The following is a 15,329-nucleotide window of genomic DNA, read 5'->3' as shown; positions in this document are numbered from 1 at the left end:
TGGACCTCGTCAGGGTTGCGTTCACGCCTTTATCCGCCGCTCAGACCGCTGCTCAGCAGTGCCCGGACATGGCGGATCAGGGTGGCGGTATCGATGTCCTGGTTGCCCGGAAAACGGGACCACAGGGACCGGGTGGCCAGAGCAAAGATAGTCAGACCAATCACCGATATTGGCACCAGGCGCGGTTCGATATCCGGATTCAACAGGCCTCGCCGCTGGTCCCGTTCGATCGCTTCGGTGATGGCGCCCGTGACCCGTGGAGCTACCTCCCGCATCAGCATCTCGCGCAGCTGGCCGCCTTCGGTCAACACTTCCCGCACCCACAGTGGCGGTAGCCAGGGGGCCGCCGACACGGTTTCCAGCACCGTGGCGACAAAGCGGTCCAGAAGGTGGCTGGCGCCGTCACCCGGGGAGGGTTGGGTAACGCTTTGCAGGGCCGGGGCCATCAATGCCAGCACGCGTTCGCGAACCACGGCATCGACCAACTGATCCTTGTTGCCGAAGTAATAGTGCAGCAAGGCGGGAGTGACCCGGGCTTCGCGGGCAATACGGCTCAGTGGTGTACCGCTGATGCCGTGTTCGCTGAACTGTTGCACCGCCACGTCCAGCAACTGCGAGCGCTGATCGGGGCCGGTGCTGTTTTCCGGGCGCCCGGGACGGCGGCCTCGGGAAGGACTCATGGCGGATCTCCCTGGTGTCGATGTTCTCTAATTTAATTAATGATTAATTTAATTACCAGCTTTATCGAAACGGCCTGCGTTTGGCGTTGAGGATGACGCTGCCGCACGCCGGGCCGGCGGGATCACCATGCCAATCGACGGCGCTTTTATTTATGATTGGGCCTTTCCCGGGGATGGCCGGGGCAGGCGGCTTTTTCCGTCGCGGCGCGAGCCGCCGTCCCCATGTTCAGGATCGCGGATGAATCAACGAAGAACCATCAATGTGCGGCGAGTGGTCAAGGTGCTGCAGGGGGCGGCGCGCAGCGGCGTGAGTATCCCCGAGTTGCTGGACCAGTGCGGTATCGAGCGGCGGGTTCTGGAGCAGCCGGACGCCCGCATCGAGCGGGACACCTTTATCCGGCTGATGCTGCTGGTGATGGAACAGACCCAGGATGAGTTCCTCGGCTTCGGCCAGGGCCGCAAGTCCAAGCCCGGCACCTTCTCGATGATGGCCCACGCGGTGATCAATTGCCCGACCCTGGATGCGGCGGTGCGCCGGGGAATCCGCTTCTATGAGCTGTTTGACCTCAACATGCGCACCTGGCTGCGGCGCGAAGGCGACCAGGCCCGGCTGATCACCGAAGTCGATCCGCGCCTGGATTTTCGTGATGTGATCATCGATGCCATGCTGTTTCTCAGCCTGCGCTTCATGAGCTGGCTGGTGGGCAAGGTGGTGGAGCCCCAGGCGGTTTACCTGGATTACCAGCCGCTCAAGGAGGACGATGAGCACCGCTTCATGTTCAACTGTCCGACCTATTACAATAGCGGCGTCAATCAGGTGGTGTTTCCCGTCCACTACCTGGATCTGCCTCTGGTGAGAAATGAGCTGTCATTGTCCCATTTCCTGCGCGAGTCGCTGGCGCAGTTGTTCGAGGGCAACGTGCATAACGTGGGTTTGCCGGCGCGTATTCGCGGCTTGTTGTCCGAGGATTACGGTGGCCATTTCCCGGACTTCGGTGAAGTCTGCCGGCGTTTGCAAATGACACCGCAGACCCTGCGCCGCCGTCTCAAGGATGACAACACCAGCTATCAGGAAATCAAGGACTCGATCCGCAAGGACGCCTCGGTGTATTACCTGTCCAAAGCGGAACTCAGTATTGACGAAATCGCCCTGTTGATGGGCTTCAGTGAAGCCAGCTCGTTTCACCGGGCGTTTAAGAAATGGACCAACATGACCCCGTCGGCGTACCGGCGGACCCACTTTGGAGAAACGAATGAGCACCCCTGACGCCGCCACCGCGCGGCTGCTGGTGACCTGCCCGGACCAGCCCGGCATCATCAGCGCGGTTTCCACCTTCTTCTACAATCACGGCGCCAATATCACCGACCTGGATCAGCATTCCAGTGATACCCAGGACGGAACCTTCTTTCTGCGCCTGGAATTCCAGACCCCGGATCTGGACTGTTCCCGGGATGCCCTGGAGAACAATTTCCGCAAGCGGGTGGCGGAACGGTACGGCATGCAATGGCACATCAGCTACGCCGCCGAGAAGAAGCGCATGGCGATCCTGGTATCCCGTCATGACCATGTGCTCATGGACCTGCTGTGGCGGGTCTCACGCGATGATCTGTCCGCCGACATCACCATGGTGATCAGTAACCATGACGATCTGCGCGCCGAAGTGGAGCGCTTCGACATTCCCTACCATCACATTCCGGTGACCCGGGAAAACAAGGCGGAAGCCGAGGCCCAGGCGCTGGCACTGCTGGAAGGCCAGGTGGACGTGATCGTGCTGGCCCGTTACATGCAGATTCTCAGCCCGGAGTTCGTCGCCCGGCATCCCCATCGCATCATCAATATTCACCATTCTTTCCTGCCCGCCTTCGTCGGCGCCAATCCCTACCAGCAGGCCTGGGACCGTGGCGTCAAACTGATCGGCGCCACCAGTCACTATGTCACCGAGGAGCTGGACCAGGGGCCGATCATCGAACAGAACGTGCAGCGCGTCTCCCACCGCCACTCGGCCAGCGAACTGCGCGCCCTGGGGCAGGACGTGGAGCGCCAGGTGATGCAGCGCGCGGTGCGCTGGCACCTGGAAGACCGGGTCATCGTCGACGGCAACAAGACGGTGGTGTTCGTCAAGTAAAGGCAATGAATAGTGGACAGTTAACAGGGAATAGTTAACAGGGAATAGTTGCGCGACAACCGCACGGAGTGATCCGCAATTCAGGAGGCCGCGCTCAAAACCTGGGTGCGGCATCTTTGTCCTGAAAAACGCCGCGGTTCAATTTGGCATCTGCTGATACGCAAACGGCTATTGCGAAACCGCAATCTGTTTTGACTTTCGCTGTTCACTATTCACTGTTAACTATTAACTGCTTTCCCGAGGGTTTATGGCTGAGCAACCACACCGCTACCTGGCCCTGTGCCGGCCCGGGTTTGAGTCGGATCTGGCGGCGGAGCTGTCGGATCGGGCCGCTGATCTGGGCGCCGCCGGTTATCCGCAGGCGCAACCGGACAGCGGCTGCGTGTTCTGGGAGAACCTGCAAGGGGATCCGGCGCCGATTCTGGAGAGCGGGCTGATTTTCGCGCGGACCTTCTATCCGCTGGTGGCGGCGTTCGACGATCTGCCGGAGCGGGACCGCATTGGCGCCTTGTGGCCGGAGCTGAAACGCAACGGCCCTTACACGGAGCTGTATCTGGAACACGCGGACACTAATGACCGCCGTGAACTGGCCGGTTTCCTGCGTGGCTTCCGCAAGGCCCTGGAGCCGCGTCTGCGCAAGGAAGGGTTGCTGCGCTCACATGCCGGTCAGCGTTTACACCTTTATTTCGACGATTCCCGCCACGGCCATATCGGCGTCAGCCCGGCCCGGCTGCCATTGCCGGAAGGGGGAATTCAGCGGCTGCGGCTGGCGCCGGAGGCGCCGAGCCGGTCGGCGCTGAAACTGGAGGAGGCGATGCTGCGTTTCCTCGGTCGCGGCCGGCCGGAGGGGCTGCACACGGCGGTGGACCTGGGCGCCGCTCCCGGCGGTTGGAGCTGGCAGCTGGCGCGTTTGGGCATCAAGGTCACCGGCATCGATCATGGCCGTCTTGATACCCGCCTGCTGGAGGAATACCCGGTACGGCACGTTTCCGCCGACGCCTTCACCTGGCGCCCGGAGCGGCCGGTGGACCTGGTGGTCTGCGATGTGGTGGACAAGCCGGCGCGAACGCAATCGCTGATGCTGAAATGGCTCACCCAGGGCTGGGCCCGGACGGCGTTGTTCAATCTGAAATTGCCGATGGCGCGCCGTTATCGTGAGTCGCGGGTGCTGTTGGAACGGTTGGCGGAAGGCCTGGAAAAACAAGGATTGGCCGCGCGCATCAACGCCGCCCATCTGTACTACGATCGCGAGGAAATCACCGTCTGGGTGGATACCCGTGCCCCCTGAGCGCGGTCCGGCCCCGGCATACGTGCTGCTGACCCTGGCCGGGCTCTATTTTCTGCAAGGTCTGCCCTCCGGGTTGCTGGCCAAGGCGGTGCCGGCGCTGGCCCGGGAAGCGGGACTGTCCACGCAATGGATTGGTCTGCTGGCTCTGGCGGCGTTGCCCTGGGCGCTGAAGTTTCTGTGGGCGCCCTGGGTGGATCCGGGGGCCGGTGCCCGCGCCGGCCACCGCCTGCGCTGGGTGGCGCGGGCACAGCTGCTGGTGATGGCACTGTTGCTGGTGCTGTCGTTGTTGGAGCGCCCGCTTTGGTTTGGCGAGGCGTTTCCGGTTCTGCTTTTGATCCTGTTCCTGATCAATCTGGCCAGTGCCACCCAGGACGTGGCCGCCGATGGCCTGGCGGTACGCTGGCTCAGGGGCGACCTGCGTGGCCTTGGTAATGGCATCCAGGTGTCCGGCTACAAGATCGGGCTGATTCTCAGCGGTGGTCTTTTTCTGATCGCCAACGACCTGATCGGCTGGCGCGGCTCGTTGTGGTTGCTGACCGTGATGATTGGCGTGCTGTTGATTGGAATCTTGCGTTTCCCTGAACCGGCGGAGGCCGCGGCGCCGTTTCCACGGCGGCGTGGGGGGCTGTGGTGGTGGCAGCGGTCACGTGACTTCTGGTGGCGGCCGGGGCTGCTGCTCTGGGCGGTGATCCTGCTCGGTTACAAGGTCGGTGACGGTTTTGGTACCCGCATGATCAAGCCCTATCTGGTGGATCAGGGCTGGACGCTTGCCGCCGTCGGACGGCTCGACCTGGTGGCCTCGCTGGTGGGACTGCTCAGTGCCTTGCTGGCCGGCGTGCTGATGCGCCGCTGGCATTATCGGCGGGCCCTGGTGGGGCTGGGTCTGTGGCAGGGGCTGGCGTTCGTGGGCTGGTGGTGGGTGGCTCGGGGCGATGCCGGCGTGCCGGCGATATGGGCGGTTTCCCTGTTCGAGCAGGCGGCGGACGGTGCCTCCACGGTGGCCTTGTTCGTGGTGATGATGGCCTATTGCCGGTCCGGCTCGGAAGGGGGGGATTACACGCTGCAAGCGTCGTTGCAACTGATGGCGGTGGGATTGTTCACGCTGGCCAGCGGGTTCAGCGCCGGTTACTTCGGCTATGCCGGCCATTTCCTGCTGGCGGCGCTGCTGGGCTGCGCGGTGGCCTTGCTGGCGCTGGCCTGGCGACCACCGCTTGGGCCCGGCGTGACGGGGCGTTATACTGGCGCGCCCGATCACTCCTGAATCTCCGCGGAAATACCATGTCCGACGCCATTGACGCCCAGCACCACCTCGACGCCACCGGTCTGCTATGCCCGGAGCCGGTGATGTTGCTGCACAGCAAAGTGCGTGACATGGCGCCGGGCGAGGTGCTGGAAGTCCGCGCCACTGATCCCTCCACCGAACGGGATATTCCCAAGTTCTGCCAGTTCCTGGGCCACACTCTGTTGGCCCGGCGGCGGGACGGCGAGCTGTTCCTTTATTGGATCGAGAAAAAGCGCTGAGAGTGCTCGTACGCAACATGCCAATCGCGGCCACGTGAAGTGGCGGCGATTTCCCTCGGAAGGAACTACGAAGCCGCTGTAACAGCAGGGCGCCGGGCGGCTTGCCTTGCAAGCGAATATCCTGCCGCAATCCCTTCGCTTGCAAGGCAAGCTCCTACAGCGGCCTTGTGCCGATTCTGATTATCCTGCCTGGCAAGAAAAACTCCATTCTGAGTATGTGGGTATTGCCATTTCCAAACGCCATTCCTCTCCGAATTTTTCCTTCATTTCAATGAATTTTTTGTTGTCCTTTGTTGAAAATGAGATCCTCATGACAACGAATAACCTCATAAAAAATAGTGCTTTGCGCGATTCAGCGGGTCCAGTTCCGATTTCATGACATTGCACTTGTTTTCTCTTTCTTGCCCTGGCTAGATGCTGTCATCGATTGTTCAGACGAATCGGTTAGAACAATAACCGTGACACCGGGAAGACGGTGAAGCTCGGGATACAAGCAGCTTATTACGCCAAGCATAACGTCAAATAAGTAACGCCAGATAAGGGACCATGGTTCCGGTTTGATGCCGGACGGGAATCGTCGTGCCACGGCGCGGCCAAGTGCACTATCAAGGATGGAGAAGGAACATGGCGGGTGATACCGGCAATACGTTGAAAACACGCTACGTACCCATCGAGCGGATCTCCTTCATCGACATGAAGGAGATGTACGGACTCTACGAAAAGTACTACCAGAACGTGTCCCTGGAGGTCTTCGTCAAGGATATGTCGGAGAAGAGCGGCGTCTTCATGGTGCGCCGGACCCTGGATCAGCAGGTGGTGGGCTTCTCGACACTGAAAACCGTGCCGATGAACGTCAGGGGGCGGGCGGCCACCGGGGTCTTCAGTGGTGACACCATCCTCGAGAAACAATACTGGGGGGATCGCTCCCTGCAGACCGCTTTCCTGCGTTGGATGGTGCGGGAAAAAATGAAACGCCCGACCAGGATGCTGGTGTGGCTGCTGATCTCCAAGGGCTACAAGACTTACTTGCTGCTGGCCAATAACTTCAAACGGTATTATCCCCATCCCGATGGCGAGCATCAGGATCTGGCGGAATACGTCGACCACTATTGCGAGCGGCTCTATTCCGGCAGCTATTGCTCCGAGCGCAAGCTGCTGGACTTCGGCGAAAACTACTCCGCGCTCAAGGGCGCGGTGGCGCCGATTTCCCAGGACATGCGCGACGGCAACGTCAAGATCCGCTTCTTCGAGGAGCGTAACCCGACCTGGGAACGGGGTACCGAACTGCCCTGTGTGGGTGTCTTTGATCGCGGCACGGTGCAGGCCTATCTGGCCAAACTATGGCGCAAGCGGCCGCGCCGCCTGCGTCTGGCCGTCCGTCCGGCAGCGTACGAATAAGGAGAGGGTATGCTCAGCCAACGGCTATTGCACCTGGGGGTGCTGCCCGCCGGACGGCGTTTCCGCACCGGCCTCTCCCATCTGGAGCACACCCAGCGCTTTCGTCATCGCCAGTTGATGCGGCAAGTGGCGGCGTCGCCGGCGGGGCGGGAGCAAGGGATCGGTGAGAACTGGTCCTGGGAGCGTTTCGCCGAACGGTTGCCGGTTACCGGCTACGAAGACTGGCGCGCCCGGGTGGAGCAGGGCCGGCGCGACGGTGTCAACCCACTGATCGCCTCACCCACCGCCCGTTACCAGCCAACCAGTGGTTCCACCTCGGCGATCAAATGGATTCCTTACAGCCGCGCCTTTCTCGGCGAACTGGACGGCGCCATCGGCCCCTGGCTGGCGGACCTTTATCAGCGTTATCCGAAGCTGCGGCACGGCCGGCATTATTGGTCGCTGTCCTGGATGCCCACCGCGCTGCGAGAGTCCCTCGGCGAGGAACTGAATGACGACCTGGCGTTGATGTCCTGGGGCAAGCGGTTGATCGCCGGTGCCACCCAGAGCGTGCCGTCCACGGTGGCTCTGGCCCGCACCTCCGACGATTCCCTGTTCGCCACCCTGGCTTACCTGGTCGCCGACCGCCGCCTGAGTCTGCTGTCGGTGTGGAGTCCCACCTTCGGTATCGGCCTGCTGGAAGGTCTGGCGAAGTGGCGCGAGGAACTGGCGGAAGTGTTGAACCAGGGGGACTGGGGATTGCGGCGAGCGGCGATGGCGGAGTCCGGGTGTCCGCGTTGTCCCCGTGCGGCCGCCCTGCTCAGGGCTTGGGATGGTGAGCTGGCGGCGGATTTTTTCCGTGTCCTGTGGCCGGCGCTGGCGTTGGTCAGCGCCTGGGATACCGCCGCGTCCGAACCTTGGGCACGGCGCCTGCAATCGCTGTTGCCGCACGCGGAGTTCCAGGGCAAGGGATTGTGGGCCACCGAAGGGGTGGTGACCTTTCCCTGTCAGGGCCGTTACCCGCTGGCGTATCGCAGCCACGTGTATGAGTTCCAGGATCCGGATGACGGTGCCATCTATGCCCCCTGGGAGCTGGAAGCCGGGCAGCGGGTGATGCCGTTGCTGAGTACCGGCAGCGGCTTGCTGCGCTACCGGCTCAATGACCTGGTGGAAGTGACCGAACATTGGCGCACGGTGCCTTGCCTGCGTTTCCTGGGACGGCGTGGCACCGTCGATCTGGTTGGCGAGAAGATGACCGGCGAGGCAGTCAACGACGCGTTCGCGCGGGCGCCATTGCCACCCGGCGTGACGCCGGTGGGCGTGGTGGCCTGTGATGATGCCGGTGACGGGAAACCCGGTTATCTGGCGCTGCTGGAAGGCTCGCCGCAAACGCCGGTGGCACCGCTGGCCGAGCATCTGGAGCAGGCCCTCGGCGGCCATTTCCATTATCGTCTCGCGCGCAATCTGCACCAGCTGGCGCCGCTGCGGTGTGTGGTGCTGGCGGACATGCGCGAACGTTATCTGGGCCATTGCCGGGACCAGGGCATGATCGAGGGCAACATCAAGATCGAGTCCCTGCGTGCCTGGCCGGGAACCGCGCCGGCTTTCCTCGCGCCATCGGCATCGCCGGTTTCAGTCTGAGGAGGGGCCATGCGTATCCGAAGAGCCACCAGTCAGGACAACCCGGCGATTCTGGCGTTGCTGGAAAACACGCCGCAGCCGGGGGCGATGTCATTGACGTTTGAACGGCGCCCGGATTATTTCCGCGGGGCCGCCATCACCTGTGAAGAACCGGAAGTCTGGGTGGCGGAGACTGACGGGCCCTCGCCGGAGCTGGGCGCCGTGTACAACGTGGGCCGTCGCCGCGTATGGGTGAATGGCGATTGCGTGCCAATCCGCTATGCGCATGATCTGCGTATCGCGCCCCGGCATCAGGGCAGCCGCTTGCTGTTTCGCCTGTTCCGCACTTTGAAAACCACTCTGCACGAAACGGAGTGGATGCAGACGGTGATCCTGCGCGATAACGGCGTATCACGGAATACCGTGGCCAGCGGCCGCGCCGGGCTGCCTGGCTATTATCCCTTTGGCACCATCGAGACCAGCGTGATCCATACCCGCCCGGGCCGCTTTCGGGCGCCGGCGGGGCTCACCGTGCGCGCCATGACCGGGGCGGATCGCGGCGCGCTGCTGGCGTTGCTGGAACGGGAAGGGCCGCGCAAGCAGTTTTTCCCCCGGCTGGACCTGAGTGAGCTGCATTCCTCTCCTTATTTTCATGGCCTGAGCCTGGGCGACTGGGTCGGCGTCTGGCAGGGGACGACACTGAAGGGGGTCCTGGGGAGCTGGAACCAGAGCGATATCAAGCAGACGCGGGTAAATGGCTATCGCGGCGCTCTGGAATGGCTGCGGCCGTTGCTTAATGCCACCCGCCCGTTGCATGGCGGTTTGCGGTTGCCGGCGCCGGGCGAGTGTTTGTCGTTTGTCACGCTGCACACCCTGGTGACCGAGAACAACGACCCGCAATGGCTGGTGCCGCTACTGGAGCACGCCGTGCACGCCCATCATCGCGATCACGGCGCGGTGGTGTGCGGCTTCTTCACGCAGGACCCGTTGCGCGACGCGGTGCGCGGCTTTCGCCGCCGTACTCTGTTCAGCGACCATTATCTGGTCAGTTATGGTGAAGACCCGCGTCCGCGATTGCAGCCGGACCGGATCCCTTACGTGGAAGTGGCCCGGCTATGACGGCGGCGGATAAGGATTATATCGGCATGTGGTATCGGGCACGGCGCCGCTGCGGCATCGACGATGCCATCCACTTCGCGGTGATCGATCCGGAGGGCGCTGGTGAGCGGCGCTATTCGATTCCCCATCGACATCACGATGGCATCGGCGGATTGCTGGTGTTGCTGCGGCAATGGGGAGTACCGTTGCCGCCGGTGCCACACAGCCGTCAGAGTTCGCCTCCTCCCTGGTGGCAATGGCTGCGGGCACCGGGGGCGCCGCCCGGACAGCCGCTTCCCTGGCGCCGTCTGCGTGGCCCCGAACCCCACGGCCAGGTGGAAACCACGTGTTTCGACCCCGAAGCCACGGCGGCGATCATGGCGCGGGCGAAGCAGGAGCACGGTTCGTTGAACAGTTTATTGCTGCATCGTCTGCATCGGGCGGTGGGCGAAACGCTGTTGGAGACGCCGTCCACCGGCAGTTGGTTATATCCGGTGAATATGCGCGGCGCGGTGAGCCGCCCCCGGGATGACATGAACCTGTCCAGTGGTTTTTATGTGCCGGTGGCGCCGGAGCAATCGGTGGCGGTGTTGTACGCCGCTTTGCGCGAGGGGCTGCGCCAGCAGCAGCACTGGCGTTTCTGGCACCTGGCGCATGTGGGCCGCTGGGTTGGTGAGCGCGGGGTGGATTGGTTATGCCGGCGTATGCTCGAGGGGCCCGGTCATCTCGGCTCGTTCAGCAACCTGGGGGTTTGGCGGCTCGATCTCGGTGCCGCCGGCTTTTCCGATTCCGCTTGTCTGGCGGTATGCGGGCCGGGCAGCCCCAATCATCCGGTCGCCAATGGCGCCATTATCGTCAACGGCCGGTTGACTCTGTCGCTGCGGGTGGACGCCTCATTGACGGCGGGGCGCCTGGCCACGCGAAAATGCCTGAATCTGTGGCGCCACTTTCTGTTGCAAGAGGACGCTTGATACCGGCTCTTATCCTGCATTCTCATCACCGGCCGGCGCTGCATTCTTGCGCCGCCCGGCGAACCATCCCGTCACATCGTCCATCACCATATAGAGCGTCGGGATCAGTACCAGCGTGATCAAAGTGGCGAAGACGATGCCGAAGGACAGTGATACCGCCATCGGCTTCACCACCTGTGCCTGCAGGCTGTATTCCAGGAACACGATCGGCACCAGCCCCAGAAAGGTGGTCAGCGACGTCAGGATGATCGGCCGGAACCGGGCCCGCGCCGCCTTGATCGCGGCTTCCACCAGAGGCTCGCCATCGCGGCGGTAGCGATTGACGAAATCCACCAGAATCAGACTGTCGTTCACCACCACCCCGGCCAGGGCGACGATGCCGAACATGGACAGCAGACTGAAGGGCATGCCCAGCATCAGGTGGCCGACCGCCGCGCCGATGGTGCCGAACGGAATCACCGACATGATCATCAGCGGCTGCACATAGGACTTCAACGGGATCGCCATCAGCGCATAAATCAGGAACAGGGCCAGGCCGGTGCCATAGAGCAGATCGACCATCATCTTTTCCTGATCCCGGGTGGCGCCGGTGACACGATAACTGACGCCGGGATGATGGCTGAGAATGTCCGGCAACTGGTGCTCGATCAGATCCTTGGTGATGCGGCCGGGTTCGGCCACGGCTTTGTCCACCCGGGCGGTGATGCTGATCGAACGCTGACGATCGAAGCGGCGGATGGTGGCCGGGCTGCTGCCCATGTCCAGATCGGCCACGGCGGAGAAGGGCACGGCCTGACCGTCGCCGGTGCGAATGCGCATGTCTTCCAGATAACCCTCGGACCGTCGCTCCGCTCTGGGATAGCGAACCATGACTTTCACTTCGTCCTGGCCTCGCTGGATGCGTTGCACTTCCTCGCCGTAGAACGCCTGGCGCACCTGCCGTGCCAGATCCCGCTGGCTCAGCCCGAGCAGCTCCGCTTCCGGTTTGATCCTGAGCTGGATTTCACGCACGCCGCTGTCATGGGAATTACGCAGGTCGTAAACGCCGTTGTAGTCCCGCAATCGTTGTTCCAGTTCGGCGCTGGCTGCCTCCAGATGGGCCTGATTCTGGCCAACCAGTTCCAGTGAGATATCGTTGTCGTCGGGGCCGCCCTCGCCACCTATGTGGAAAGTCCGGGCCCCGGGAATGCGGCCGACTTTCTCCCGCCAGCGCCGTGACAGCTCCGGCACCGACACCAGACTGTTCTCGCTCTTTACCAATTCCACCACGATGCCGCCGGTGGTGTCGCTTTCGGTCCAGGCCAGCTGGGTGCGCACCAGTGGCTCATTCAGTCCCAATTCCTGCTGGAGTTCCTGGTCCACTTCGGTGAGCGCTTTGCCGATGGTGTCCAGGTTGGTCTGGGTCACGTAGGCCGGCGTGCCTTTGTTCATTTCCAGTTCCACCTGAACGAAGTCGCCGCTCAGGTCGGGAATAAACACCACCCGCAACAGTCCGCCGACAATCAGGCCCACGGCCAGAATCAGCACGGAAAGGGCGCCGGCCAGTGCCAGATAACGATGACGCAGGATGCGCCGCAGCAGGGGCAGGTAGGTGTTGTCGACGAAACGGAACAGGCCGTCGGAGAAGCGCCGCTGGAAGCGGATCATCCGATTCGGTTTTGAGGTTTCCGCGGGAGCGTCGCGCATGTGCGCCAAATGGGCGGGCAGAATCAGTTTTGATTCGATCAGCGAATAGAACAGACAGATCACCACCACACCGCCAATGGAGGCGAAAAACTGCCCCCAGATACCGGAGACCAGCAGAATCGGCAGGAACGCGGCCATGGTGGTGAGCACGCCGAAGGTGGCGGGGCCGGCCACATCGAGCACACCCAGCACCACGTTGTTGGTGGAGTGGCCATCCCGTTGAATCCGGGTATAGGCGGATTCGCCGATAATGATGGCGTCGTCGACGACGATACCGAGCACCACCAGAAAGGCGAACAAACTGATCAGATTGATGGTGATGCCGAACAGCGGCAGCGTGAACAGGGTGCCGAGGAAGGCGGTGAGCAGCCCGGCCATGACCCAGAACGCCAGTTTCAGACGCAGGAACAACGACAGGATCAGGAACACCAGCACCGCGCCCATCAACAGGTTTTCCGACATCATGTTAAGCCGGCCTTCCAGGTAGTAGGACACGTCGATCATCCAGTTTACCTGGACACCGTCGGGCAGACTTTCCTGCATCCGGTCCACGTAGTCGCGGACTTCCCGGGAAAGCGCCAGCGCGTCCTGTTCGCCCAGGGCCAGTACACGGATGCCCACGGCGGGGCGGCCGTTATGGGTCAGGTAGTAGTTGTCCTCGACGAAGCCGTCGCGGATATCAGCGATGTCGCGGAGCAGTAGCCGGCTGCCGTCCGGGTTGGTGCGCACCACGATATCCTCGAAATCCCGGCCCACGTAGGCCTGGCCCACGGTGCGCACCAGAATATCGCCGCCGGCGGCCTGGATGCGGCCGCCGGGCAAATCCAGGGAGGAGCGGCCCACGGCGTCCGCCACTTCGGTCAGCGTCAGGCCGTAATTGCGCAGGGTTTCCTCGCTGACCTCGATGCCGATCTCATAGGGGCGGTCGCCGATCAGTTCGGTTTTGCTCACCGAGGGCAGGGCGGTGATGTCATCGCGCACCCGCCGCGCCACTTCCTTGAGGGTGCGGTCATCCACGTCGACGCTGGACACCGCCACCCAGATCACCTCGGTGCTCCAGACGTTGCGCTGGTATACCGGCCGCTCGGTCTCCGCCGGGAAAGTGGTGATCGAATCCACCCGCATCTTGATGTTGTCCATCACCTCGCGGATGTCGTAATCCGGAGCCACCTCCACTTGCACCGAACCGTTGCCTTCACTGGCGATGGAGACGATTTCCCTGATCCCTTCGAGGTCCTGGATCGCTTCCTCGATCTTGATCAGCACACCCTGTTCCACATCCGTGGGCGTGGCCCCCAGGTAGGGCACCGTGATGGTGACGTAATTGGTCTCCACCTGCGGCTGGATTTCCTTGGTGATGGTGAACGCGGTGATGGCGCCACCAATGATCAGGATCGCCATCAACAGGTTGGCGGCCACCGGGTTGTGGGTGAACCAGGCGATCAGACCGGTGTAAGCGTTCAGTCGTGGCGCACCGGACTGCCGGTGATCCGCATCAGGGGGTGACGACATGCGAGGCTCCCTGATCGTCAGCGGACTCGGCGCCGCCGTGTTCCCCCGGTGCCGTCATCGGTGCCGGGGCGGATGGCTCGCTGTCGTCCTGGTCCGCGTCCAGATCCCGGATTTTCAAGGCCATGCCCGGTATCGGTGTCTGAATCGCGGTGATCACCGCGCGATCGCCCGGACGAAACACGTCGTTGGTGTAGACCTGCTCCGGCGTACTGCGTACCACCTGGACCTGGCGTATGGCGAGCTTGTCGTCGCTGTCCGCCACATAGACCTGGTCGCCGTTGCGCAAGGCGACTCGTGGCAACACCACCAGTCCCTCGGCTGAGCGGCCCTGGATGCGGGCGCTGACAAAGGTGCCAATGGGCAGTGGCGGCTGCTCGTCGCCGCCTTCGAGATCGTACGGATCCTGCACCCGGGCCACCGCGTAGATCAGCCGGGTGCGCTCATCGACCACCCCTTCGGTACGGACGATTTCGCCGCGCCAGGTTACCGTTTGGCCGCCGATCCGCGCTTGCAGGGTCACTTGGGGCAGCGAGGGCGGCCGATAGCCCGGGCGAGGCAGATCAACGAAGGCGCTGTCCTGCTGGGATAACGGCAGCCGTATTTCCGCCTCCTTGACGCTGAAGGCGGTACCGAGTGGATTGCCGGCGGCCACGAACTGCCCCAGATCCACACTGCGCTCCTTGACCAGGCCGTCGTAGGGGAGATGGATGCGAGTCCGCTCCAGGTCCCGTTGCGCCTGTTGAACCAGGGCCTGCTGTGACTGGATCGCGGCCTGGGTCTGTTCCGCTTCCGATTGCCGCTGCTCCAGATCCGATTTCGATATGTTCTTGCGCTGATAAAGATTCTCGAACCGGTCCAGCTGTTGGCGGGCCAGGCGATGCGCCGCCCGCTGCCGTTTTAATTCCGCCTGCGCCTGGGCGAGGGTGTTGCGATAATTGCTGGGGTCTATTTCGATCAGTACCTGATCGGCCTGAAACAAACCGCCGGCGACGAACTCATCGGCGATGCGGATGACCTTGCCGGACACCTCCGCCACCAGTTGGGTTTCGATGCGCGGTTGCACGGTCCCCTGGGAGCGCAGCTGAAACTGGCTGTGGGCGGTTTCGATCGGCAGCACATCGACGATTTCCGCCATCGCCGGCCGCTCCTCCACCTCCGGTTGCGGGCGCATGGCCGCCAGTATGGCCACCACGGCCACGGCGCCGAGCACCATGGCGGCGGCGATCAATACGAGAGTGGTTTTTTTCATAAAAGTCCGATTAGACGCGTATCAATCCGTTGATGATTCCCTTGCCACACCGGCGCCCTGGCATCGTGTTCAAGCACGGGTTCGTTCAATAAAAGTGACAGACTAGCATTCCTGTTTTGCGCGGATATGACCGCCTGGCCCGGACGTCTCGCCAGTAAGCCACATGCTGGGTGTCACCGGTCTGACAGCCGGGAGAGTAAG

Annotated in this window: 13 protein-coding genes; 10 read left to right on the top strand and 3 right to left on the bottom strand. The window is 62.7% G+C overall.

Annotation, left to right across the window (positions count from 1 at the left end; genetic code table 11):
• Positions 1-29: 29 nt before the first annotated feature.
• Positions 30-680, bottom strand: a complete 651-nt coding sequence (locus RYH70_RS12695; RefSeq protein ID WP_233925300.1) for a TetR/AcrR family transcriptional regulator — start codon at positions 678-680, stop codon at positions 30-32.
• A gap of 238 nt (positions 681-918) precedes the next feature.
• Between RYH70_RS12695 and RYH70_RS12690 the strand changes: the two genes are divergently transcribed.
• The 10 genes from RYH70_RS12690 to RYH70_RS12645 all read left to right on the top strand — a co-directional run bounded on the left by RYH70_RS12690 (position 919) and on the right by RYH70_RS12645 (position 10,681).
• Complete coding sequence (locus RYH70_RS12690) at positions 919-1,947, top strand: AraC family transcriptional regulator (RefSeq protein WP_026949067.1); 1,029 nt, start codon at positions 919-921, stop codon at positions 1,945-1,947.
• Positions 1,934-2,806, top strand: a complete 873-nt coding sequence (gene purU, locus RYH70_RS12685) for a formyltetrahydrofolate deformylase (RefSeq protein WP_022994582.1) — start codon at positions 1,934-1,936, stop codon at positions 2,804-2,806. Before RYH70_RS12690 ends, purU begins: the two co-directional genes overlap by 14 nt.
• Before the next feature lie 247 nt (positions 2,807-3,053).
• A complete protein-coding gene (gene rlmM / locus RYH70_RS12680) occupies positions 3,054-4,094 on the top strand; it encodes a 23S rRNA (cytidine(2498)-2'-O)-methyltransferase RlmM (protein ID WP_022994583.1) in 1,041 nt (346 codons plus the stop codon).
• Positions 4,084-5,355: an MFS transporter gene (locus RYH70_RS12675; RefSeq protein WP_317009223.1), complete on the top strand. Its 1,272-nt coding sequence runs from the start codon at positions 4,084-4,086 to the stop codon at positions 5,353-5,355. The genes rlmM and RYH70_RS12675 overlap by 11 nt, the downstream gene beginning before the upstream one ends.
• A gap of 17 nt (positions 5,356-5,372) precedes the next feature.
• Positions 5,373-5,615, top strand: a complete 243-nt coding sequence (gene tusA, locus RYH70_RS12670; RefSeq protein WP_063140431.1) for a sulfurtransferase TusA — start codon at positions 5,373-5,375, stop codon at positions 5,613-5,615.
• 106 nt (positions 5,616-5,721) lie between these two features.
• Entirely contained in the window at positions 5,722-5,994 is a 273-nt protein-coding gene (locus RYH70_RS12665; RefSeq protein WP_317009222.1) for a hypothetical protein, read from the top strand.
• Between the two features lie 245 nt (positions 5,995-6,239).
• Entirely contained in the window at positions 6,240-7,013 is a 774-nt protein-coding gene (locus tag RYH70_RS12660) for a hypothetical protein (protein ID WP_022994586.1), read from the top strand.
• A gap of 9 nt (positions 7,014-7,022) precedes the next feature.
• Positions 7,023-8,633, top strand: a complete 1,611-nt coding sequence (locus RYH70_RS12655; protein ID WP_055099306.1) for a GH3 family domain-containing protein — start codon at positions 7,023-7,025, stop codon at positions 8,631-8,633.
• A gap of 9 nt (positions 8,634-8,642) precedes the next feature.
• Positions 8,643-9,731 (top strand): GNAT family N-acetyltransferase, encoded by a 1,089-nt coding sequence (locus RYH70_RS12650; RefSeq protein ID WP_317009221.1) that lies wholly within the window; start codon positions 8,643-8,645, stop codon positions 9,729-9,731.
• Positions 9,728-10,681: a hypothetical protein gene (locus tag RYH70_RS12645; RefSeq protein ID WP_026949061.1), complete on the top strand. Its 954-nt coding sequence runs from the start codon at positions 9,728-9,730 to the stop codon at positions 10,679-10,681. Before RYH70_RS12650 ends, RYH70_RS12645 begins: the two co-directional genes overlap by 4 nt.
• A gap of 9 nt (positions 10,682-10,690) precedes the next feature.
• On the opposite strand, the gene RYH70_RS12640 is transcribed toward RYH70_RS12645, so the two are convergent.
• Positions 10,691-13,879 (bottom strand): efflux RND transporter permease subunit, encoded by a 3,189-nt coding sequence (locus tag RYH70_RS12640; RefSeq protein ID WP_317009220.1) that lies wholly within the window; start codon positions 13,877-13,879, stop codon positions 10,691-10,693.
• The gene (locus RYH70_RS12635; protein ID WP_317009219.1) at positions 13,863-15,128 is read right to left on the bottom strand and encodes an efflux RND transporter periplasmic adaptor subunit; all 1,266 of its coding nucleotides are present in this window, start codon (positions 15,126-15,128) and stop codon (positions 13,863-13,865) included. The genes RYH70_RS12640 and RYH70_RS12635 overlap by 17 nt, the downstream gene beginning before the upstream one ends.
• Between the last annotated feature and the right edge of the window lie 201 nt (positions 15,129-15,329).

This window comes from Alloalcanivorax xenomutans, assembly GCF_032810065.1.
GTDB lineage: Bacteria > Pseudomonadota > Gammaproteobacteria > Pseudomonadales > Alcanivoracaceae > Alloalcanivorax > Alloalcanivorax xenomutans.
This window is presented reverse-complemented; position numbering and strand designations above follow the sequence as displayed.